Origin of the sequence: Nocardia sp. NPDC051756, from assembly GCF_040681495.1 — a bacterium.
Lineage (GTDB): Bacteria > Actinomycetota > Actinomycetes > Mycobacteriales > Mycobacteriaceae > Nocardia.
On sequence record NZ_JBFAYV010000006.1, the window covers coordinates 113,566 to 135,079 of the forward strand.

Sequence of the window (21,514 nt, forward strand, 5' to 3'; positions counted from 1 at the left end):
ATGCCGACCGCCGTGACGTCGCCGTGGGTGCCCTATCCCGCGCCGGCCGCGCCAGCGGAGCAGGTGACGCTGTACTGCCTGCCGCACGCGGGCGCGGGCGCCTCGGGATTCCTCGAGTGGCGCCGCGTACTGCCGCCGGAGATCTCGGTGGTGCCGCTGCAACCGCCCGGACGGGAAATGCGGTTCCGGGACCGGCCGTTCGACGATGTGCATCCGCTGGTCGACGACCTGCTCGCGGCCATGGCGGGTCAGTGGCGTGCGCCGTTCGCGCTGTTCGGGCACAGCATGGGCGCGCTCATCGCCTATGAACTGGCCCGCAGGTTGTGCGCCGACGGGTACCCACGGCCGGTGCATCTGTTCGTCTCGGGCCGGCGGGCGCCGCAGGCGCCCGCGCGGGTGCCGCTCATCCACGAAGCAGCGGAGGCCGAATTCGCCGATGTCGTACGGAGTCTCGGCGGAACGCCCGATCAGGTGCTGGCGGACGAGACGCTGCGGGCGAACCTGTTCACGCTGCTCCGTGCGGATTTCGCGTTGAACGAGACCTATCGGTATCGGCCGGGGCCGCCGCTCGACCTGCCGGTCACGGTGTTCGGCGGCACCGCGGATCCGAAGGTATCGCCGAGCGAGCTGTCCGGTTGGCGCGATTGTGCCGCCGGGCCGGTCGGCGTGCGGCTCGTCGCGGGCGGCCATTTCTTCGTCGTCTCGCAACGAGCCAGCGTGCTCGACCATATCGCGCGCAAACTGATTCGGACCGAAGCCACGCGCGCCGAACCTCTCGACAGCTCCAGGAGTGCCACGCAATGACCATCGAACTGCAAAATACCGGCCGCACAAGCCAAGTGGACGATCCGGACTGTGACGCCGCCAGTACCCTCGTCGAGTTGCTGACCGCCAGGGCGCTGCGCCAACCCGATGACACCAGGTTCATCTTCCTCGGCGACGGCGAGAACGAGACGTCGACGCTGACCTACGCCGCGGTCGACACCGCCGCCCGCGCCATCGCCGCTCGGCTCGGTACCGTTGCGCGCCAAGGTGACCGGGCGTTGCTGCTGTACGCGCCCGGCCTGGACTTCGTCGAGGCCTTCTACGGCTGCCTGTACGCCGGCATCATCGCGGTGCCGGTCGCGCCGCCGCAGATCAGCAAGCTGGAGAGCTCACTGGCCCGGCTGTCCGCCATCCGGGCCAACGCCGGCGCCCACCTGATGCTCACCACCGCCGACATCGCGGGCCAATTGGCCGCCATCCCAGCGGGATTCGACGGGTTCGCCGGGCTGGAGACGCTCGCCACCGATACCATCGACCGCAGCGCGGCGACCGATATCGCGTTGCCGGTGATCGCGGCCGATTCGGTGGCCTACTTGCAGTACTCCTCGGGCTCCACCGGCCAGCCGAAGGGTGTCGTGCTCACCCATCACAATGTGTTGAGCAACAACGCGCTTGTGCGGGACAACGCCGACCTCGGCAGGCAGAGCTGGGGCGTTTCGTGGTTGCCGACCTACCACGACATGGGGCTGCTTTCCGCGGTCACCCAGCCGATCTTCAGCGACTCCACCATCGTCAAGCTGTCGCCGCTGTCGTTCGTCCAGCAGCCGGCCCGTTGGATCGCCGCCCTGGCCAAGTACAAGGCGGTGATCACGGCCGCCCCCAACTTCGCCTACGCGCTTGCGGTGCAGCGGGTTTCGGCGGAACGGGTGGCGGAGTTCGATCTGTCGCACCTTAAGATCGCGCTCTGCGGCGCTGAACCCATCCGCCCTGCCGCTATGGCCAAGTTCGCCGCGCACTTCGCGCCGGCCGGGCTGGACGCGCGGTCGTTGTTCCCTTGCTACGGCCTCGCCGAGGCGACCCTGTTCGTCACCGGCGGCCCGCTCGGCAGTGGCGTGCGCACGCGCACGGCGAATCCGGAACAGCTGGCCGCGCACCGTTTCGTCCCGGACGAGGACAACGGGCGCGAGATCGTGTCCAGCGGCCGGACCAACCGTGGCTTCACCATGGCGATCGTCGACCTCGACACGCTGCGCGCCCTGCCCGACGGGCAGATCGGCGAGATCTGCATCGCCGGGGACAGTGTCGGCCAAGGCTATTGGGAATCGCCCGAGCTGTCGGCGGAGTCGTTCGGGGTCCAGCTCCCGGACCGGGACGGCAGTTTCCTGCGGACAGGTGACCTCGGCTTCCTGCTCGACGACGAGCTGTATGTGACCGGTCGCTTGAAGGACCTGATCATCGTCGACGGGCACAATCACTATCCGACGGATATCGAGGCGACCGTGATGGCCGGCCACGACGCACTCCGGCTCGACCGATGCGTCACGTTCCAGGTCGACGGAGCGGCAAACGCGGGAATCGTGGTGGTGGCCGAGATCGATCGAGGCTGGCAGATCGTAGACACCGTCGCGGAGGCCGCGGACGGGGTCAAGCAGGTCCAGGCCGGCGAGATCGACCGCGCCGTGCGGGCCGCGGTCGGGGAGAAACACGGGCTACGGCCCAGCGACGTCGTGCTCGTCGCTGCCGGCACGCTGCCGTTGACCTCCAGCGGAAAGTTGCAGCGGTTCGCGGCGAAGGCCACCTACACCGGTGGCGGCTTCACGAAGCTGGGCTGACGTCGGACTCCTCCGGGGCACAGGCCAGTTGCAGGATCCGGCCGAACAGATCCTGCTGCACTGTGCCCTGGTCGGGGATCTCCTCGATGGACAACCCGTTGGACAACGCGAGGGCGACGATCCCCATCTCATAGGGACTGATCCGCAGGGTCAGGTTGCGCCGCAACGCTTCCGCCTCGACGAAGTCGGCGATCGTCTGCCGGAGCTGGCGGCGCAGGACCCGGAACTGCTCGGCGATGCGCGGGTCGCGCACCACGCGCAGCCAGAACTCGACGAACAGGATCTGCCAATCCTGCTCGGAGACCAGCGCGTCGTTGATCTGGCGGCCGATCGCCGCGGCCGGATGCGTGCCGCCGGCATCGTCCATCGACTGTTCGAGGGTGGCCTTCGCCGCGGCGATCCGCCCGATGACCTGCTCCTCGAGCAACGCGAAGAACAGCTCGTCCTTGCTCGAAAACCGGGAGTACACCGCACCTTTGGTGAAGCCGGCGGCCGCGGCGACCTCGTCGAGGCTGGTGCGATCGAATCCGTTGCGGGCGAATTCGGCGGCCGCTGCGGCCAGGATTCGACTGCGCATCTCCGCAGAACTGAGCCGACGCCGAATTTCCGGTCGTGGCATTGACACCAACCTCCCGCCAGTCGATACTCGGTGGTATCGAATACTGGCGAGAATCGTACCACCAGCGCACGAAACGTCAGATGGGGATCATATGTCGACACCAGTCCGGGGCCACGCAGCACCGGTGCGGGTGCTACTGACCGAAGTTTCCAGCCTTACCGCACGCGAGTTCCTTACCGTGCTCGGCCCGGCGGGATACCACCTGGAAGCGTTGTCCGCCAATGCCTTTGCCCTCGGCCGCTGGAGCATATGGCTGAAGCGCGTGCACCGCGGTCCGGCCGCGGGCGCCGATCCCGAGGGATTCGCCCGGGCACTCGACGCGGTCACCCGGGACCGTACGTTCGATGCAGTGCTCTCGACGCACGAGGACGTGGTCCTGTTGGCGGGTCGGCGTTCGCTGTTCCCGATCGGCCTGCCGCTGGCGATCTCATCGGCGGCCAGCGTCGCCCGCGTGGCGAGCAAGCTCGAATTCGCCCGGCTCGCCGATGATCTCGGGCTGCCGCAACCGGACTGGGTGCAATTGGCCGAGGACCGGCAGTCCTTCGAATATCCGTATTACGTCAAGGCCGCCTTCGGCACCGCGGGCAACGGCGTGCGCCTGGTCACCGACGAACGCAGCCGGGTGCGTGCGCCGCACGACCTCGCCCGGCGCGGTCCGCTGCTCGCGCAACGCCCGGCGCGCGGGGACTACGCCCAGGTGCAGGGGATGTTCGAACACGGGCGGCTGGCCGCGGTGCATACCTCCGAGCAGCGGGCGATCGGGATCGGCGGCAGCGCGGCGGCCCGGGTCAGCGTGGATCACGCGTTGCCGCGCAAGCACATTGCGTTATTGGGTGATGCGCTGGCGTGGCACGGCGGGCTGACCATGGACTATTTCCACGAGGACGGCATACCGCAGTACATCGAATGCAATCCGCGCACGGTCGAGCCGTTCAACGCGGCGGCCAGCGGCGTCGACCTGCCGGTGCTGGGCGTGCGACTGGCCCGCGGCGACAGCTTGCCCGCCGGCGTACAGGTCGGCCGTCCCGGAGTGCGCACGCACAGCCTGGCCGCGATCAGCCTCGGTGTCGCCTCCAGGACGGGGCGTCGACGCGCGGTGCTCGGCGAGCTCCGGGCGGCCCTGACCAACCGCGGTATCTTCCGGGACAGCGCCGAAGCGCTCACCCCGTCGGCCGATCCGCTGAGCCTGTTGCCGCTGGCCGTGATCGTTTCCGGCATTCTGCTGCGCCCCCGCTTCGCCGACGCACTGGCCGAACGAGCCGTGCGCAACTACGCCGTGACCCCCGCACCCCGCGACGTTGATCCGACTCACCCTTAGGAGCACTGCTTATGGCCCGCCTGCTGTACACCCTCGGTGCGTCGTGTTTCCGGCATCGGTGGGCTGTCGTGTCGGGGTGGTTGATCCTCCTGATCGCGACGGGTGTGCTCGCACTGGTCCACGGCGGCAGCCCGACCAACAGTTTCGTCGTGCCCGGCACGGAGGCGCAGTCGAGCATCGAGCTGATCAAGTCCCGGATGCCGGAAGCGCACGCCGGGGGAGCGACCGCGCGGGTGGCGATCCAGGCGGCGCCGGGCCGGCGGGTGACGAACCCCGCCGACGCGGCCGCGATCGGTCAGGCGGTCGGCGCGATCGGCGCGCTCGATCATGTTGCCGCCGTGCGTAGTCCGCTCGATCCGCAGAACCGCGGGATCTCGCTGGACGGCCGGGTCGCCATGATGGTGGTGACCTATGACATCACCTCCGGCGAATTGACCGCCGCCGACCGCAGCGGGCTGGACCGTGCGGTGGATCCGCTGCGCGACGCCGGGCTGGTCGTCGAGATCGGCGGCACCGCGCGGGAAGAGCCGATACCTACCTCGCCGCTCGAACTGGTCGGGCTGGTCATCGCGCTGGTAATCCTCACCGCGACGTTCCGCGCGGTTCTGGTGGCGGGGTTGAACATGCTGACCGCGATAGTCGGGGTCGGCGTCGTCACCTTCGTCATCATGGTGACCAGCTCGGTGGTCGAATTGCACCTGACCGCACCGGTGCTCGCGACGATGATCGGCCTGGCGGTCGGCATCGACTACGCCCTGTTGATCCTGTCCCGATATCGCGCGGAGATCGCCGGCAGTGCCACGCGCGCGGAGGCTGCGGGGCGTAGCGTGGCGACCGCGGGCAGCGCCGTCGTGGTCGCCGGGGCCACCGTGCTGATCGCGCTGGCCAGCCTCGCGGTGGTCGGCATACCGTTTCTCAGCGGGATGGGCCTGGCGGCGTCGATCGCGGTGGCGGTCGCGGTGCTGGTCGCACTGACCCTGCTGCCCGCGCTGCTCGGCATCGCGGACCAGCGGATCACACCGAATGTAGTGTCCGACAAAGTGTCTCGCGGTCGAGACGGGCGGTGGATCCGCTTCGTCGCGCGTTACCCGGTGGCGGTGATCGTGGTCTGTGTCGGCCTGCTCGGCGTACTCGCGCTGCCGATCGGCAGCATGGCCACCGGGCTGCCCAACGACGAGACGACGTCGCCCAGCCTCGGCAGGCACAAGGCGGCCGACATCCTCACCTCCGGCTTCGTCGCCGGCGTCAACGGCCCGCTCATCGTCTCCGTCGATCTCACCGGCAGTTCCGACCGCACGCACGCGAGTGCGCAGGTCGCGCAACGACTTCAGGCGCTGCCGAGCGTGGTCGCGGTGCTGCCGCCGCAGTTCGACGCCGGTAATGATCTGGCGATCATCACGGTGATCCCGATGACCGGGCCGTCCAGCAAGGCCACCAGGGACCTGGTCGACCGGATCCGCGACACCGCGCCGGATGCGTTGGCGGACAGCGGTGCTCGCGTCTCGGTGACCGGGGACGTCGCGTTGGCGATCGACACGTCCAGAAAGCTGGGGGATTCACTGCCGATCTATCTGTCGATCGTCGTCGTGCTGACCCTGGTGTTGCTCACCGTGTTCTTCCGATCGATCTTCGTCCCGCTGATCGCGGCGGCCGGATTCCTGCTGACTGTCGGCGCGGCGCTGGGCTGCGCGACGGCGGTGATCCAATGGGGTTGGCTGGCCGACGTATTCAGCGTCGACCAACCCGGGCCGCTGATCTGCGTGCTGCCGATTCTGGTGACCGGCGTGCTCTACGGCCTGGCCATGGACTATCAGGTGTTCCTGACCACCCGGATCAGCGAGCAACGACGCGGTGGCGCAGCGCCTTCCGTGGCGGTGACCAGTGGGTACTCGCGCAGCGCGCGGGTGATCGTCGCGGCCGCGGCCATCATGGTCGCGGTGTTCGGCGGGTTCGCGTGGTCGCCGGATCAGATCGTGCAGGCCCTGGGATTCACGCTCGCCGTTGGCGTTCTGATCGATGCCTTCATAGTTCGGCTCACCCTGGTTCCCGCGGTCATCCTGGTACTCGGCCGGGTGGCGTGGTGGTTGCCGAGCCGGCTGACCCGGGTACTGCCCGAACTCGATCTCGAGGGTGCGCGATTCGATCATCGGGAAGCGACGGCGGCCGACGTCGCGCATGTGACGGAGGTCGATCAGAAGGTGTCGAGGAGGTTGGGTAGCCCGGATTCGTAACGCTGCTTGTCGATCTGCTTGGCGGCGTCGAATTGCGGTAGGCGGTACAGCTCGAACACTCGGGCTCTGGCTGCCGAGGAGCCGGCGGCATCGAGGAGTGCGTTGGCGGCCGCGCGGCCGGATTCGTTGGCGCCCTCCATGGTTGCGAGGTCGACGTTGGTACGGACGTAGTCGCCGGCGAGGAACAGGTTGGGGATGTTCGTTTGCGCGCTCGGGCGTAGGTCCCAGGAGCCTGCGGTGTTGATCAGCAGTGGTTCGTCGTTGGTGTTGGTGCGGTCGGCGGCGGACCACTGGATGGCGGGGTCGAGGAACCAGGAGTGCAGGCTGTCGTCGCGTAACAAGGTCTTGTTGTCGCCGTACAGCCCGGCTTTGAGTTGTGCCCAGACCTCGGCGGCGATCTCCTCGCGGGTGCAGTCGCAGGCGGGTTTCCCGTACAGGATGCCCGGGGTGTTCCAGTCGGAGATGTCGACCGAGAGGATGTCGTGGACGGTGCCGTCGCCGTAGTCGCGAGGGAGGTCGCGCTGCTTCCAGAATTGGGCTTGATTGAGGGCACTCAACGCCCAGGGGGAATCCAGAAAGCCCAAGTGGCCCTCGATGATCGGGGCGTCGGTGGTGAGGTAGAACTGGATGCCGTTCATCCAGTCGGTGGTGAGTCCGTGCATTCGGGCCAAGTTTGCATCGAGTGCCGATATCGGTGCGTCCCACAGAGTTCGAGCGCGTTCCGCGGGCATGGCGCAGACGAACCAGTCGGCGTCGATCCGCACGGTTGTGCCGTTGCTGTCGCGGGCGTGGGCCGAGGCGATGCGACCGCCGTTGGCCTGCAACGATTCCACGGTCACCTGGGTCTGGAAGCGGACGCCGAGCTGGGTCAGGTGTGCCACCCACGGGTCGATCCACGCCTCGTTGGTCGGCAGGTTGAGGACCCGGTCGGGTGCGCCGTCATTGCCTTGCAGGACAAGGGTGGCGAGGAACGCGTCGGCCATATTGCCGATGGTGCGCGCGCTGGCGACCTGTTCCTTGGCGGCCACCAGGGCGCGGGTGAGGGCCTTGGACAGGAAGCGTCGGTAGGCCTCGGATTTGCCGGGCGCGCGGACGAAGTCGAGCCAGGACACGTATTCCCATTGGCCGTAACGGCGTTCGTCGCAGCTGGTGAGGAACATGAGCATGCGGGTGCCGAACTCCGCGGCTTCCAGCGGCGGCACCTGGAGACCGATCCGGGTGCCGCCGATCAGCGTTTGGGCGATGTCCTGCGGCGTGAGCACCGACGGCAGCTCCGGGGTGAGGCCGAACGGCGCGATGATGTTCTCGCCCGCGACCGAGACGAACGCCGACGGCGCGTTCACCAGGTTGTCCCACACGCCATTCGGGTTGCCGGGGAACGGGATTCGGCGCATCGTGTCGGGCACATTGTGATAGAAGCCCGGGAAGAACCGGAATCCGTGCTCGCCCGGAAGCGGGCCGCGCCCGCCCGCGGTGGGCAGGTCGGTGGGGATACTGCGTGCCTTCCCGCCGAGCGCTTTGCGTTCGTACACGGTGACCTCGAAGCCGCGTTCGATCAGTTCATGCGCGACGGTGAGCCCCGCCATGCCCCCGCCGAGCACCGCCACCCGATTCGCGGCGGCAGCGCCCGCACGACCCGGCCGGATGCTCGCCGCACCGAGCGTCACCGCGGCGGCCCCGATGAACGCTCGACGGGACAGCGGTCGAAACGGCGTAGTGTCGTTCATTGTTCGACTCCTCCGATAAGCGCGTGGTCTGCCGGCGGATCGGGGGTCGACCTCGCTGTCTGGAGGTTTCTAACAAGAACAATTACTCGCGTTCAATTCGCGTTCCGACCCGCATCCGTCGGCCGAGTCGCCGGTGTGGCGCTGGGCAGCAAGCACGGTGCGGCAGGTCGAGGCGGGGTGCGATAACCGCCTGACCTGTGTAATCGCATCGTGGGCGGCATTGGACCGTACTCAACGGTCCGCAATGCGAATCGAATACGAGTAGTTCGGGCGTGGTGGGGTATCGCCGAGTCGTGACTTTCGATCTGACACCGACCGCGGCGCAGCATGATCTGGCCAAGCGGGCGCACGAATTCGCGGAAGAGTGCGTTCGGCCGGTGGCGGCCGAGTACGACCGGGCGCAGGAGTTTCCGTGGCCGGTGCTGCAGGAGGCGGCGGAGCGGGGGTTCTACAGTCCGCTGTTCTATCGGGACCTCATCGGGGATCCGACGGGGTTGTCGCTGCCGATGTTCATGGAGGAGTTGTTCTGGGGGTGCGCGGGCATCGGATTGGCGATTGTGATGCCCGCGTTGGCCTTGTCGGCGATCGGGCAGGCGGCGACACCGAAGCAGATGTTGCAGTGGGCGCCTGAATGTTTCGGTACACCTGGGGATTTGAAGCTCGCGGCGCTGGCGATCTCGGAGCCCGAGGGTGGCAGTGATGTGCGCAATCTGCGCACCCGGGCGGTGCGCGACGGTGACGACTGGATCATCGACGGTCACAAGATGTGGATCGGCAACGGCGGTATCGCCAATGTGCACGTGGTGAATGCGGTCGTGGACGAGGAACTGGGGCATCGCGGTCAGGCGCTGTTCGTAGTACCCGGCGGCACACCGGGATTGGAGCTGGTCCGCAAGCTCGACAAGCTGGGCTGCCGCGCCTCGCACACCGCGGAGTTGAAGTTCAACAGCGTGCGGGTGCCGATGGAGAATCTGCTCGGTGGGGTAGACAAGCTCGAACACGCACTGGCCAAACGGCGCGAGGCGGTCCGCACCGGCGGCAGGTCCGGCTCGGTCACCCTCGGTACTTTCGAACAGACACGTCCGATGGTGGCCGCGCAGGCGCTCGGAATCGCCAGGGCCGCTTTGGAATACATGACCAGCTACGCGAAGGAACGGCAAGCCTTCGGCGCACCGATCCTGGACAACCAGGGCATCGCGTTCCCGATCGCAGACCTGGCCACCCAGATCGACGGCGCCCGACTGCTCACCTGGCGTGCGTCCTGGATGGCCGCCAACGGCGTGCCCTTCGAACGAGGCGAAGGTTCGATGTCGAAGCTGGCCGCCAGCGAGGTGGCGGTGAAGGCCACCGAACGCGCCATCCAAACTCTCGGCGGCTGGGGCTACATCAGTGACCACCCGGTCGAGAAGTGGTACCGAGATGCCAAGCTGTACACCATCTTCGAAGGCACCAGCGAGATCCAGCGCATCGTCATCTCGCACGCGCTGGGTGCGGCCGAAGGCAGGCCGCCGCTGCACGTCGACCTGGAACCGTCGGGCGGCCCGCTGAACAAGGTGTTCGGCCGCGGCACCGAAGCTCGAAGCAAAGCCGCCGCAGCGGCTTTGAGCATGCGTGATCGAGTCCCGAGCCCGATCATGAAGGCCGCGTTGAAGTTTCTCCGCCCACCGAGCAGGTAGGTGGAAAGACGAAACCAGGCCGACCGCGAACGGCAGGCCTGGTTTCGTCGAGCGAGATCAGCTGAGGTCGAAGCGATCGTTGTTGACGACCTTGACCCACGCGGCGACGAAGTCGTTGACGAACCTCGCCCCGGCATCCTGCTGGGCGTAGACCTCGGCCACCGCGCGCAGCACCGAGTGCGCGCCGAAGACGAGGTCGTTCGCGGTGGCGGTCCAGGTGGTCTTACCGGTGCGGTCGTAACCCTGGTACACGTTCTCCGCCGACTCCGAGGCCTTCCACTCGGTGTTCTGGTCGAGCAGGTTGACGAAGAAGTCGTTCGTCAACGTGCCTGGGCGGTCGGTGAATACGCCGTGCTCGGTGCCGCCGTAGTTCGCGCCGAGCGCGCGCAGGCCGCCGATCAGGACGGTCAGTTCCGGCGCGGTCACGTCGAGCAGGTAGGCCCGTTCGAGCAGCAGGCGCTCGAGCGGGGCCTTCTCGCCGGCCCGCACATAGTTGCGGAAGCCGTCGGCGCGCGGTTCGAGCACCGCGAACGACTCCACGTCGGTGTTTTCCTGCGACGCGTCGGTGCGGCCCGGCGCGAACGGCACGGTGACCTCGTGGCCCGCGTCCTTGGCCGCCTTCTCCACCGCCGCGGATCCCGCGAGGATGATCAGGTCGGCCAGCGAGACCTTCTTGCCGCCGGACGCGGAGCCGTTGAAGTCCTGCTGGATCTGCTCCAGCACGGGCAGCACCTTGGCCAGCTCGGCGGGTTCGTTGATCTCCCAGCTCTTCTGCGGTTCGAGCCGGATGCGCGCACCGTTGGCGCCGCCGCGCTTGTCGGTGCTGCGGAAGCTCGCCGCCGACGACCACGCGGTCTTGACCAGCTGCGGGACCGACAGGCCGGACTCGAGCACCTTGCTCTTCAGCGCGGCGATGTCCTGCTCGTCGATCAGCGTGTGGTCGACGTCCGGCACCGGGTCCTGCCACAGCTGCGGCTCCGGCACCCACGGCCCGAGGTAGCGGCTGACCGGGCCCATATCGCGGTGCAGCAGCTTGTACCAGGCCTTGGCGAAGGCAACCGACAGCTCCTCCGGGTGCTCCAGCCAGCGCTGGGTGATCTCCCGGTAGATCGGATCCTCGCGCAGGGCCAGGTCCGAGGTGAGCATGGTCGGGGTCCGGCCGGGGCCGCCGAACGGATCGGGGATGGTGCCCGCGCCCGCGTCGTCCTTCGGCTTCCACTGCCACGCGCCGGCGGGGCTCTTGGTCAGCTCCCACTCGTAGCCGTACAGATTCTGCAAGAAGCCGTTGCCCCACTGGGTCGGCGTGGAGGTCCAGACGACCTCGAGCCCGCTGGTGATGGCGTCCTTGCCCTTGCCGGTGCCATAGGCGCTCTTCCAGCCCAGGCCCTGCTGCTCGATCGGCGCGCCCTCGGGTTCGGCGGCGACCAGGTCGGGGTTGCCCGCGCCGTGCGTCTTGCCGAAGCTGTGGCCGCCGACGATCAGCGCGGCGGTCTCCTCGTCGTTCATCGCCATGCGGCCGAACGTGTCCCGGATGTCGCGGGCGGAGGCGACCGGATCGGGCTGCCCGTTCGGGCCCTCCGGGTTCACGTAGATCAGGCCCATCTGCACGGCGCCGAGCGGGCCGGACAGTTCACGTTCGCCGCTGTAGCGCTCGTCGCCGAGCCAGGTGTCCTCCGGGCCCCAGAAGATCTCCTCCGGCTCCCAGATGTCGGGGCGGCCGAAGCCGAAGCCGAAGGTCTGGAAGCCCATCGAGTCGAGCGCCACGTTGCCGGCGAACACCAGCAGGTCGGCCCAGGAGATCTTATTGCCGTACTTCTGCTTGACCGGCCACAGCAGCCGGCGCGCCTTGTCCAGGTTCGCGTTGTCCGGCCAGCTGTTGAGCGGCGCGAACCGCTGCGCGCCCTGACCGCCGCCGCCGCGACCGTCGGCGATGCGGTAGGTGCCGGCCGCGTGCCAGCTCATCCGGATGAACAGGCCGCCGTAGTTGCCGTAGTCGGCCGGCCACCAGTCCTGCGAATTGGTCAGCACCGCCGCGACATCGGCCTTGAGCGCGTCGACATCGAGCTTGCTGAACTCCGCGGCGTAGTCGAAGTCCGCGCCGAGCGGGTTGCCCTTGGGCGAGTGGGCGTGCAGCACCGAGACGTCGATCTGCTCCGGCCACCAGTCGCGGTTGGTGTGCGGGCGCTGATCGGTCTTGACCGTGGGGGACGGGATCGCCGGGTTCTCGCTCTCGCTTTCGCTGCGAGTCTCGGAACCTGGAGTGGGGCTGTCGGTCACGACATTCCTTCCTGAATTGTGATGCGGGCTGCGATCAGGGACGGACGGAGGCGGCCTGCGCGGCCGCACACTCGGGGCATAAACCCCAGTAGATGACCTCGGCCTCGTCGATCACGAAGCCGCTGTCATCGGACGCGGTCAAGCAGGGGGCCTCGCCGATCGCGCAGTCGACGTCGGCGATCGCACCGCACGTCCGGCAGACGACGTGATGGTGGTTGTCGCCGATCCGCGTCTCATAGCGGGCCACCAGGCCGGATGGCTGGATGCACCGGATCAGGCCGACCGCGGTGAGCGTGTGCAGCGAGTCGTACACCGCCTGGTGCGACACCGCCGACAGACGGGAGCGCACGGCGCGGATGATCGAATCCGTGTCGGCGTGCGGATGCTCGTGCACCGCGCTCAACACCGCGACCCGCGGAGCGGTCACGCGCAACGAAACTCCCCGCAGCATCTGCTGGAATTCGGTGGCCGTAGGCACGCCTGGAAGTCTTGCCGGTCTTCTGGAACGAGTCAAGCATTGACATCGGCGGGCTCGGCGCCGATGCTGACCAGTCGCTGTTGTGTTCGAACGCGGACGCGGGTACTTTTGCGGACAGGTTCAGACACGAGCCAACGGTAGTTGTTGGCTCGCGCATTCCCGCCTCGGCGGGGCCCGGGTCGGGGCTACACCCGATCACGCTGGGCGGCAGGTCCGTTCGGCGCTGACCCGGAGCGTTGTGCATGGCGAATCAGGTAAGTCCGCGGCGGCCGCGAATGTCTCGACGGCTGCTGTCGCATAACCATCCACCATCCATGGTCGGTGTGTTCTCGCATGGGCAGCTGCGCATTCGGGGCGAGACGCCGCGACCGGGTCTGCGTTTGCTGTCCGTCATCGGTGAACTCGACCTGGCCACCGCGCCGTTGCTGGATCGTGTTGTGCGCGACAGCGAACGCACTCCGGCGATGGTGGTGGACATGAGCGAGGTCGCGTTCCTGGGCTTCGCCGGGGTCGATGTGCTCGTGCGCGCCGCCGAACGGGCCGACGACAACCGGCGCCGGTTCGCGGTCGTGGTGTCGACCCGGCCGGCGCAACGGGCGTTCGAACTGACCGGCGCCTATGCGCGGGTGGGGTGCTATCCCCGGTTGGACATGGCGCTGCGGGCGGTCACCGAGTAGCCGCAGAACGGCCCGGCGCTATCTTGCGTCGCCCCAGCACTTCTGGCAGGTTCGGAGTTGGTCTCTGCGCGTAGCGCCGCGAGGGCGAGTATCGGCGGCGCCGAGACAGGCCGGTGGCAGCGTCTTTGGTCTGTCGACGGGTTCGATCGAATGGTGAGGACACCATGGACTCTGCGCTTATTTCGGTGGGTTTGCCGCTGGTTCTGATTGTGATCATGTTCGGCTTGGGGCTCTCGCTCACCGTCGCGGACTTCACTCGAATCGCGAAGAACCCCAAGGCCGTTGCCATCGCGCTGATCTGCCAGCTGGTGGTGTTGCCGTCGATCGCCTTCGGGCTGGTGCTGCTGTTCGACCCGTCGCCGGTGCTCGCCATCGGGGTGCTGCTGCTCGCCGCGTCGCCGGGCGGGACCGCGGCGAATCTGTTCAGCCACCTCTTCCACGGCGACGTCGCGCTGAATGTGTCGCTCACGGCGGTCAATTCGGTGATCGCGGTGGGCACCGTGCCACTGATCACCAACTTCGCCATCGAATACTTCGACCCCGACGGCGCGGCCACGGTGGGATTGCAGTTCGGCAAGGTCGTTCAGGTCTTCGCGATCGTGTTGATACCGGTCGTGCTCGGCATGCTGGTCCGGCGCTGGTCGCCGAACTTCGCGGACCGGATGGACAAGCCGGTACGCATCGGCTCCGCGCTCACGCTGACGCTGGTGATCGGCGCGACGATCATCGACCAGCGTGCCGACATCGTTCCGTACGTCCGGGCGATCGGCGTGGCGATGATCCTGTTCTGCCTGATCAGCCTGACCGTCGGCTACCTCGTCCCGCGCGTGCTCGGCGTCGAGGGCCGTCAGGCGATCGCCTGCTCGATGGAGGTCGGCATCCACAACGGCGTCATCGCCATCACCATCGCGATCAGCGTCCTGGACAGCACCGAAATGGCCATCCCCGCAGCGGTTTACGGCGTCGCGATCTTCCCACTGGCGGCCGGTTTCGGGTGGCTGGTCACCCGGCGCAACCCCCGGCCGGATCCACAAGACGTTCCCGAGGTCTCCGCCGTGGCCGGATTCGGCCCGGTAGCCGGAAGCCCCGAGGCGATGCTCGGCGAAGCCGCGTCGTACCAACCGTTTCCCCGCGCCGAAGACGACTCGAAACCCGCGAGCTGACGGCGGTCGGCCATGGAAGTACTCATCTTGGGTCCGGTGGTGGTGCGCGCCGGCGGCGTGGTGATCGCGGTGGATCGGCCGCTGGAGCGGGCGGCCTTGGTTTGTCTTGCGCTTGCGCGGGGGTTGGCTGTTCCGGATAGCCGGCTGGCGGAGGGGCTGTGGGGTGACGAGGTCAGGGGGCGGCCGGCGGAACGCCTTTGGAGTGTCGTGTCCCGGTTGCGTGCGACGTTGGGTGCGCAGGCCGATGTGGTCGAGCGGACCGCTGCGGGGTATCGGTGTACCGCGACCATGTCGGATCTGCTTGCCGCCGAGTCGGCGTCCGCGCGGGTGCGGGCCGCGGAGTTGACCGGCGATCATGCGGCGGTGCGGGCGGAAGTTGCTGCGGCGCTTGGTCACTGGCGTGGGCAGACGCTGGCGGATGTGCGGTCCGCGCCGTTGGTCGCCGAAGCACGCCGGCTGGACACCTGGCGTCTGGAACTCACCACCGCCGGGATCGCGGCGGCGGTGGAGTCCGGTGATGCCGATGAGGTGGTTACCGAGTTGTCGCGGCTGGTCGCCGCGCATCCGGTGCACGAGACGCTGGGGAGGCTGTACGCGCTGGCGCTGTATCGGACCGGGCGACAGGCGGATGCGTTGAGCAGCCTCGACCGTTTGCGCCGGGCGGTGACCGATCGGCTCGGTGACGCCGGAGACCGCCACGCTGGAGCAGCGGATGCTGCGGCACGATCCGCTGCTCCGTTTGGCGTTGCCCGGTCGCACTGTCCCGTCTCCGGTTGACGCCGAAACATCCACTGCCGCCGACATTCCCGGTCCACTGACATCCTTTCTCGGGCGGGATCGCGAGCTGCCCGAGTTGCTTCGTCAGCTGGCCGACTCGGCACCCGTCACGCTCACCGGTGGGCCCGGATGCGGTAAGTCGCGGTTGGCCGTGGAAGCCGCTCGCGTGGTTGCGCGCGGCGGTCGCCGGGTCGTCACCGTTCAGCTGGCCGCGGTGCGGCAGGGTGATCTGGTGGGGCAGGCCATCGCCGAGGCCGCCGGCGTCGATGCCGCGCCGGGCGACGAAATACCTTTGCTGGCCGCCGAATTGAACGGGGCACTGCTGCTGATCGACAACGCGGAGCATCTGGCGGATGACGTCGCCGCCATCGTCGCCGCACTATCCGCGGCCGCGCCTGCCCTCACTCCGTTGATCACTTCGCAGCGGCCGCTCGGCTGTCCCAGGGAGGTCGTTCAGCTGGTCCACCCGCTGGATCGCCGGGCGAGCCTCACGCTGTTCGCCGATCGGGCCAGAATCACCCTCGACGAGTCCGTCCAAGCCGACGCGGTCGCGATCTGCGCGGCGGTCGACTGGCTGCCGCTCGGCATCGAACTGGCCGCGGGTCTCACCCGCACGCTCTCGATGAGTCAACTCGCGAAACGCATCGTGGACACGCTGCGACTGCTGGTCGGCGGCACCAGGGACGGCGTCAGCGACCGGCACACCTCGCTCCGGATGGCGCTGGATTGCAGCTACCAGATCCTGGACCCCACAACGCAATCCGTGCTGCGCGGGATCGGGGTCTTCGCCGGCGGCTTCCCGCCGGCCGCGGTCGCCGCGGTGCTGCCCGCCGACCTCGGCCAGGACCGGATCGCCACCGCGCTGGCCGAGCTGGAACACCGCAACCTGATCGCGGTGCAGACCGACGGCACCTACCGGCGTTGCTTGCTGCTCGAGACCGTTCGCGGCTATGCGCAGAGTCAGCTGACGGCCGAAGGCGAACTCTCCGCCGCCCGCGCGCGGCATGCGCAATGGTGCCTCGAGCACGTGCGCAGCGCCGGGGAGACGCATGGTGACGGCAGCGCGGAGGGGGCCGCGGCGGTCTTCGCCGAGTGGCCGAACATCGCCGAGGCCCTGGATCGGGCACCCGGCACGCCTGCCGCCGCCACCGCGGTGCAGCTGGCGATCGCCATGCACCGGCCGTGGCTGATGCGGTCCTGGTACGCGCAAGCCGGGCACTATTACGCCCCGCTGTTGACCGGAGCCGATATCCCGGCGACCGACCGCGCGGAAGCACTGAGCCGCTGGGCCTTTCACTGGATGATGATCGGAAAACTCGACGAGGCCGCCGATCTGCTCGACGAGGCGGCGACCCTGATCGACCCGTCCGACAGCGGACTCGTGGCCATCTCGGTGTACTACTGCCGCGGCTGCATCGATATCGAACGCGCACGCTATCGGCACGCGATCCGGACCTTGCTCACGGCGGCGGAGTACGCGCGCCGGGCCGGGAACCTCCAGCGCGAATCCGCGTGCATCGATGCCTGCGCCTCCGCCCAATTGTTCGCCGGTGACGCGCGATCGGCGGCAGAGAACTATCGGCGAGCCGCCGACATCGACCGCGCCGAGGGCGACGAGCACGGCCTGGCCCGCGGACTCAGCAATCTGGCCAAGGCGTTGCTCGGCGTCGGGCAGATGGCCGAGGCCGCGGCGTGCGCCGCCGAGTCCGACGACTACGCCAAGCGCTTCGACGACAGCCACATCCTCGCCCTCACCGAACAGGTTCGGGCCGGGATCGCCGCGGCCGCAGGCGATCTCGACGCCGCCGAGGTGCACTGCCGCACCGCGCTCAGCCTCATGGGCGAGGAAATCGGCACGGCCGACATAGATCTCGCGGACGTGCTGATCGAGCGCGGCGTGCTGGACGAGGCGCGCGACCTGTTGGATCGCGTACTCGACGATTCCGCCCACGGCCAGACCACCTGGCTCGCCGCACTCCCGGTCGCCGCCGCGCTGGCCTGGGCGGAGGGCGATTTCACGGCAGCGGCGACCCTGGTCGACGAGACGACCGCCGCGCACGCCGCCTCCGGCTTCGGCTGGCCGCGCTACGTCAGCCGACTGGACACCGTCCGTCGCCGCCTAGCCGACCGCCAGACCTCCGGACAGTGAGTTCCCGCTCCCGGCGAGATCAGGACAGTTGGAAGGCTTCGGCCTTCGGTTGGCGGGTGGCACGCCAGTAACTCGTGCCGGTGCCCGGCCAGGACTGGCGGTTGCGGCCGGTGTGGTCGAGGAACCAGCTGTGGCAGCCGCCGGAGACCCAGACGGATCGGTCGAGCTTGCTGTGCAGCCAGTTGTTGAAATCGCGCTGCACGGTGTCGTGTACCTCGAGCCGCGTCGAACCCCGATCGTCCATCATCCGCAGGCATTGCACGATGTAGCGCACCTGGGATTCGATCAGGAACAGGATCGATTGCGCGCCGCCGCCGGAGTTCGGGCCCATGATCATGAAGAAGTTCGGGAACCCCGCCACGGTCATGCCGAGGTAGGCCTCCATGCCGTCGCGCCAGGCGTCCTGGATGGTGAGCCCGTCGCGGCCGACGATGTGCTCACCGGCGCAGCGGTTGTCGGTGGAGAAGCCGGTGCCGAGCACGACCACGTCCGCCTCGTGCAGTTCGCCGTCGGCGGTGCGGATACCGGTCTCGGTGAACTCCTCGATGCCTGCGGTCACCAGGTCGACGTCGGGCCGGGACAACGACGGATAGAAGTCGCCGGAGAACAGGATTCGCTTGCAGCCGAAGGTGTAGGTGGGGGTGAGCTGCGCGCGCAGCTCCGGGTCGGGGACCTGCTTCTTCAGATGATGCAGCGCCATCCGTTTGAGCAGGAAGTTCCAGCGGGGATGGAAGTAGCCGTAGACCGGCGCCTCGTGCAGCCAGAAGGCGGCATTGCGGTAGACCTTCATCGCGCGGGGAAAGAGCTTGAACAGGCGCTGCTCGGCCCCGGTGACCGGGCGGTCCAGCTTCGGCAGCACCCAGTGCGGGTTGCGCTGATACACCTCGACATGTGCTGCGGCATCGGCGATTTGGGGGACCAGCTGGATGCCGCTGGCCCCGGTGCCGATCACCGCGACGCGTTTGCCGGTCAGGTCCACCGAGTGATCCCAGCGCGCGGAGTGGAACACCGGACCGGTGAACGTCTCCCGCCCCTTGAACTCCGGGATGTGCGGCTTGTGCAGCGCACCGTGCGCGGCGATCACGGCGCGCGGGCGGTACTCGTCGCCGTCCGCGGTGCGGACCACCCACCGGTCGCTGCCGTCGTCGAATTCGTAGGACACCGCCTCGGACTGGAAGCGGATATACGGTTCGAGTTCGTAATCCTTGACCACGCGCCGGATGTAATCGAGGATCTCCGGCTGCCCGGCGTACATCCGGGTCCAGTCGGTATTGGGCGCGAACGAATACGAATACATCATCGACATGATGTCGCAGGCGCAGCCCGGATAGGTGTTGTCCCGCCAGACACCGCCGACGCCGTCGGCCTTCTCGAGCACGACGAAGTTGCGCTCACCGGATTCCAGCAGTTTGATCGCCATCCCGACACCGGCCAATCCGGTGCCGACGATCAGGACGTTCGGCTGTTCCGGGCTCACGCGGTCGCTCGATGCCATGGTTCCCTCTCACTGCTTAAACGCTTTTCGGCAGCCGGTGCGCTGTGCTGCCTGCACACGGGTCGCCCTCGACCCTCGGTAAAGCACATTTGCCAGCGAATGATTCGGCAAAGAGCACCGAGACGATTACACCACAATAGAACGCACGACGTACAGAAAAATGTTCATGCGCGTGCATGCGAGGGACCGCCCGGTCACACCGCCAAACGATTGCCCGGTTCGGCCAGCCCGGCCGGGTCATTGGACTTGCGGGCCGGCTTGGGCGCCGGCACGGTGATGGCGCCCGACTTGACCATGCCGGAGGTGAAACGTCTTGCGCTGATGGGTGTTCGGCGATCGGAGCCGTGCCCGGCCGTGTGGATGAGCGCCTTCGTCGGCTGCCACAACCGCAGCAGCGTCTGCTCGTCCGGCACGTCCGCCCCGCGTGCGGCCGGTTCGCCCGCCGGTTCGCCGCCGGCGTCGGTGAGCCGCTTGGCCGCCAGGAACAGCTCGGCGACCATCCGGAGCTCTTCCTGATCGTCCTCGTCCACCGTGGCCTCGATCAGGTCGTCGATCGCATTCGGCAGCGGCAGTACATATCGGGCGACGATCTCGGCCGCGTCGTGGATTTCCATCCGCCGCCGGTGCAGCCGCTCTTGCGGCGAAACATTCCAGTTGTCCGCACGTTTCAGCTGGAACACGACCTGCGGCGCGGCCGAGGTCAGATCCCGCCAGAGTGGATACATCCGGCGCGCGGCCCGTGATTCGCGATCCAGCCGCAGCTGCTGCACGACGGCCTGCACCGCGGACGGCACGTACACCGTGACAAGTGCGGCGAACACGAACAGCCCGGGCTCACCGGAGGCGAATCCGTCGGCGACGAGGTTGTAGGTGTTGCGGGTGAACGCATTGCCCGCGCCCACCGCGTCCAATGCGACCGAGACCGCCATCATGCACACGGGCAGCGAGCTGGCCACCCCGAAGCAGACCAGGGCGGCGACGGTGATCCGCTCCCACAGCGTGGTCGTCCGCCACACCGTGCCGCGGACCTTCAGTATGTAGTAGTAACCCGAAACAATAACGGGCAGAGCGGAATACAGCCCGATGTAGATGCCGTATCGCCAGCCGCCGTACTCCGCGATGGACGTCATGCCCTGGTTACGGGCGGGCGCGCTGAGGAACAGGAACGCCAGCCCGATCGCCGCCGAGATCCCGATGACGATCTTGAACTGGGACCGGTAGCGCACCGGCCCGTTCTCGTGCAGCAGCGCCATCCCGAGCCCACAGGCCCAGGCCGTCACGGTCAGCCAGTGCCAGGTGTCGAACACCGAGGGCAGGCCGCCGGGCACGAATTTCGCCACCTGGCGGGCGAAGATCGGTTCGCGCAGCAGGGCGGCCGCCGCGTCGAAGCCGAGCAGGGTGTTGATCATTCGCCCGAAGACGGAGGTGTGCAGGGTCAGGGCGAGCCGAATCAGCGTGATGACAACGATGAACACCGTCGCGGAGATGGTGATCCCGGCGGGCAGATGGTCATGTGGCCACATGCTTTACAGCTCTTTCAGCATCGGGTCGCGCCGCGGACCGACGGTCCTGGCGCGGAAGCCGATCAGGGTCGCCAGCAGCTCGGCCTCGTACTCTTCGATGGAGGCGTAGCTGGAGGCTCCGCGCGCGGCCCGCACTGTGGAGAGGTCGATTTCGTGATTCAGCGCCACTCCGCTCGTCAGGGTCGACCACTCCACCGCGGAGAGCGACGTATCTTGTCCGTGGTCGAGCAACATATGACTGACCTCGTGCAAAGCTACGTGCAGTTCGACCGCGGGATCGGAGGATTGCCGAAGAAAGATCACGTCGTAGCCTTTGCAGGCCAGCCACAGGCCACACAGTCCGACCGGCGCGGTCGGCGGCAGCAGCAGGCGCACGATCCGCCGCCCACGGGTGCGCTCGACCGACGCGATGAACTCTTCGATGGTCCAGTCGGCAGGCAGTTCGAGGCTGTCGACCACGGCCTGCAGTCGGGCGCGCGTGGAGATCTTGCCTCGGGTGGGCTTCCATCCGAGGCCGGAGACCTTGCGGCGGAACAGTTTCAACATTTCACCAGCCCCCTCGTCCGAACGAGGCGATCCGCGCCAGTGAGGTCCGGCTCGTCGGCATAAACGCTGGTCCGAGCTGCTGCGACAAGGCCGGTGGAATGCGGATCGTCTGTGTTCACGATTTCCTCCCCCGAGCACCTGGAGATCACACCTTGTTATCGCGCGCAACAGCGGCATCGTTGCCGCCGGCGCAATGTTGTTCGTCGAAGTCATCCGCTCAACGGGGAGCGCGACATTCTCCATTGTCCGGATAACTTCAGT

The 21,514-nt window shown here is 67.8% G+C and carries 16 protein-coding genes; 9 read left to right on the top strand and 7 right to left on the bottom strand.

Features of this window, described 5'->3' with window-relative positions; all coding sequences use genetic code 11:
• Nucleotides 1-804, top strand: coding sequence for an alpha/beta fold hydrolase (locus AB0M22_RS26885; RefSeq protein WP_364732314.1), 804 nt, complete (start codon nucleotides 1-3; stop codon nucleotides 802-804).
• Nucleotides 801-2,597, top strand: a complete 1,797-nt coding sequence (locus AB0M22_RS26890) for a fatty acyl-AMP ligase (protein ID WP_364732317.1) — start codon at nucleotides 801-803, stop codon at nucleotides 2,595-2,597. Before AB0M22_RS26885 ends, AB0M22_RS26890 begins: the two co-directional genes overlap by 4 nt.
• On the opposite strand, the gene AB0M22_RS26895 is transcribed toward AB0M22_RS26890, so the two are convergent.
• Nucleotides 2,581-3,216 (bottom strand): helix-turn-helix domain-containing protein, encoded by a 636-nt coding sequence (locus AB0M22_RS26895; protein ID WP_364732319.1) that lies wholly within the window; start codon nucleotides 3,214-3,216, stop codon nucleotides 2,581-2,583. The genes AB0M22_RS26890 and AB0M22_RS26895 overlap by 17 nt on opposite strands.
• A gap of 91 nt (nucleotides 3,217-3,307) precedes the next feature.
• Between AB0M22_RS26895 and AB0M22_RS26900 the strand changes: the two genes are divergently transcribed.
• Together AB0M22_RS26900 and AB0M22_RS26905 are read left to right on the top strand one after the other, a co-directional pair.
• Nucleotides 3,308-4,534: a hypothetical protein gene (locus tag AB0M22_RS26900; protein WP_364732322.1), complete on the top strand. Its 1,227-nt coding sequence runs from the start codon at nucleotides 3,308-3,310 to the stop codon at nucleotides 4,532-4,534.
• Nucleotides 4,535-4,545: 11 nt separating this feature from the next.
• On the top strand, nucleotides 4,546-6,765 hold the full coding sequence (locus AB0M22_RS26905) for an MMPL family transporter (protein WP_364732324.1): 2,220 nt from the start codon (nucleotides 4,546-4,548) through the stop codon (nucleotides 6,763-6,765).
• Here the strand turns inward: AB0M22_RS26905 and AB0M22_RS26910 are convergent.
• The gene (locus tag AB0M22_RS26910) at nucleotides 6,726-8,492 is read right to left on the bottom strand and encodes an FAD-dependent oxidoreductase (protein ID WP_364732327.1); all 1,767 of its coding nucleotides are present in this window, start codon (nucleotides 8,490-8,492) and stop codon (nucleotides 6,726-6,728) included. The two genes, AB0M22_RS26905 and AB0M22_RS26910, sit on opposite strands and share 40 nt — an antisense overlap.
• A gap of 293 nt (nucleotides 8,493-8,785) precedes the next feature.
• On the opposite strand from AB0M22_RS26910, the gene AB0M22_RS26915 reads away from it, so the two are divergent.
• Nucleotides 8,786-10,168 (top strand): acyl-CoA dehydrogenase family protein, encoded by a 1,383-nt coding sequence (locus AB0M22_RS26915; protein ID WP_364732330.1) that lies wholly within the window; start codon nucleotides 8,786-8,788, stop codon nucleotides 10,166-10,168.
• Nucleotides 10,169-10,225: 57 nt separating this feature from the next.
• On the opposite strand, the gene katG is transcribed toward AB0M22_RS26915, so the two are convergent.
• Together katG and AB0M22_RS26925 are read right to left on the bottom strand one after the other, a co-directional pair.
• The gene (gene katG / locus AB0M22_RS26920; RefSeq protein WP_364732333.1) at nucleotides 10,226-12,445 is read right to left on the bottom strand and encodes a catalase/peroxidase HPI; all 2,220 of its coding nucleotides are present in this window, start codon (nucleotides 12,443-12,445) and stop codon (nucleotides 10,226-10,228) included.
• A gap of 34 nt (nucleotides 12,446-12,479) precedes the next feature.
• Nucleotides 12,480-12,923 (bottom strand): Fur family transcriptional regulator, encoded by a 444-nt coding sequence (locus tag AB0M22_RS26925; protein WP_364732336.1) that lies wholly within the window; start codon nucleotides 12,921-12,923, stop codon nucleotides 12,480-12,482.
• Nucleotides 12,924-13,237: 314 nt separating this feature from the next.
• On the opposite strand from AB0M22_RS26925, the gene AB0M22_RS26930 reads away from it, so the two are divergent.
• The 4 genes from AB0M22_RS26930 (at nucleotide 13,238) to AB0M22_RS26945 (ending at nucleotide 17,689) form a co-directional block, all read left to right on the top strand.
• Nucleotides 13,238-13,600 (top strand): STAS domain-containing protein, encoded by a 363-nt coding sequence (locus tag AB0M22_RS26930; RefSeq protein WP_364732339.1) that lies wholly within the window; start codon nucleotides 13,238-13,240, stop codon nucleotides 13,598-13,600.
• 164 nt (nucleotides 13,601-13,764) lie between these two features.
• The gene (locus tag AB0M22_RS26935; protein ID WP_364732342.1) at nucleotides 13,765-14,763 is read left to right on the top strand and encodes a bile acid:sodium symporter family protein; all 999 of its coding nucleotides are present in this window, start codon (nucleotides 13,765-13,767) and stop codon (nucleotides 14,761-14,763) included.
• Nucleotides 14,764-14,775: 12 nt separating this feature from the next.
• Nucleotides 14,776-15,540, top strand: coding sequence for an AfsR/SARP family transcriptional regulator (locus tag AB0M22_RS26940; protein WP_364732345.1), 765 nt, complete (start codon nucleotides 14,776-14,778; stop codon nucleotides 15,538-15,540).
• On the top strand, nucleotides 15,443-17,689 hold the full coding sequence (locus tag AB0M22_RS26945; protein ID WP_364732348.1) for a hypothetical protein: 2,247 nt from the start codon (nucleotides 15,443-15,445) through the stop codon (nucleotides 17,687-17,689). Before AB0M22_RS26940 ends, AB0M22_RS26945 begins: the two co-directional genes overlap by 98 nt.
• 19 nt (nucleotides 17,690-17,708) lie before the next feature.
• Here AB0M22_RS26945 and AB0M22_RS26950 read toward each other — a convergent pair whose 3' ends face one another.
• From AB0M22_RS26950 to AB0M22_RS26960, 3 genes are all read right to left on the bottom strand, one after another.
• A complete protein-coding gene (locus AB0M22_RS26950; RefSeq protein WP_364732351.1) occupies nucleotides 17,709-19,184 on the bottom strand; it encodes an NAD(P)/FAD-dependent oxidoreductase in 1,476 nt (491 codons plus the stop codon).
• 194 nt (nucleotides 19,185-19,378) lie between these two features.
• Nucleotides 19,379-20,707 carry a DUF6545 domain-containing protein gene (locus AB0M22_RS26955; protein WP_364732353.1) on the bottom strand — a complete coding sequence of 443 codons (1,329 nt, stop codon included), beginning with the start codon at nucleotides 20,705-20,707 and terminating at the stop codon, nucleotides 19,379-19,381.
• A gap of 3 nt (nucleotides 20,708-20,710) precedes the next feature.
• A complete protein-coding gene (locus AB0M22_RS26960; RefSeq protein WP_364732356.1) occupies nucleotides 20,711-21,253 on the bottom strand; it encodes a hypothetical protein in 543 nt (180 codons plus the stop codon).
• Between the last annotated feature and the right edge of the window lie 261 nt (nucleotides 21,254-21,514).

Excerpts from the sequence above, each read along its gene's own strand:
- AB0M22_RS26885 (WP_364732314.1), top strand. The coding sequence starts at position 1 with ATGCCGACCGCCGTGACGTCGCCGTGGGTGCCCTATCCCGCGCCGGCC.
- AB0M22_RS26890 (WP_364732317.1), top strand. The coding sequence starts at position 801 with ATGACCATCGAACTGCAAAATACCGGCCGCACAAGCCAAGTGGACGAT.
- AB0M22_RS26895 (WP_364732319.1), bottom strand. The coding sequence starts at position 3,216 with ATGCCACGACCGGAAATTCGGCGTCGGCTCAGTTCTGCGGAGATGCGC.
- AB0M22_RS26900 (WP_364732322.1), top strand. The coding sequence starts at position 3,308 with ATGTCGACACCAGTCCGGGGCCACGCAGCACCGGTGCGGGTGCTACTG.
- AB0M22_RS26905 (WP_364732324.1), top strand. The coding sequence starts at position 4,546 with ATGGCCCGCCTGCTGTACACCCTCGGTGCGTCGTGTTTCCGGCATCGG.
- AB0M22_RS26910 (WP_364732327.1), bottom strand. The coding sequence starts at position 8,492 with ATGAACGACACTACGCCGTTTCGACCGCTGTCCCGTCGAGCGTTCATC.
- AB0M22_RS26930 (WP_364732339.1), top strand. The coding sequence starts at position 13,238 with ATGGTCGGTGTGTTCTCGCATGGGCAGCTGCGCATTCGGGGCGAGACG.
- AB0M22_RS26935 (WP_364732342.1), top strand. The coding sequence starts at position 13,765 with ATGGACTCTGCGCTTATTTCGGTGGGTTTGCCGCTGGTTCTGATTGTG.
- AB0M22_RS26940 (WP_364732345.1), top strand. The coding sequence starts at position 14,776 with ATGGAAGTACTCATCTTGGGTCCGGTGGTGGTGCGCGCCGGCGGCGTG.
- AB0M22_RS26950 (WP_364732351.1), bottom strand. The coding sequence starts at position 19,184 with ATGGCATCGAGCGACCGCGTGAGCCCGGAACAGCCGAACGTCCTGATC.
- AB0M22_RS26955 (WP_364732353.1), bottom strand. The coding sequence starts at position 20,707 with ATGTGGCCACATGACCATCTGCCCGCCGGGATCACCATCTCCGCGACG.
- AB0M22_RS26960 (WP_364732356.1), bottom strand. The coding sequence starts at position 21,253 with ATGTTGAAACTGTTCCGCCGCAAGGTCTCCGGCCTCGGATGGAAGCCC.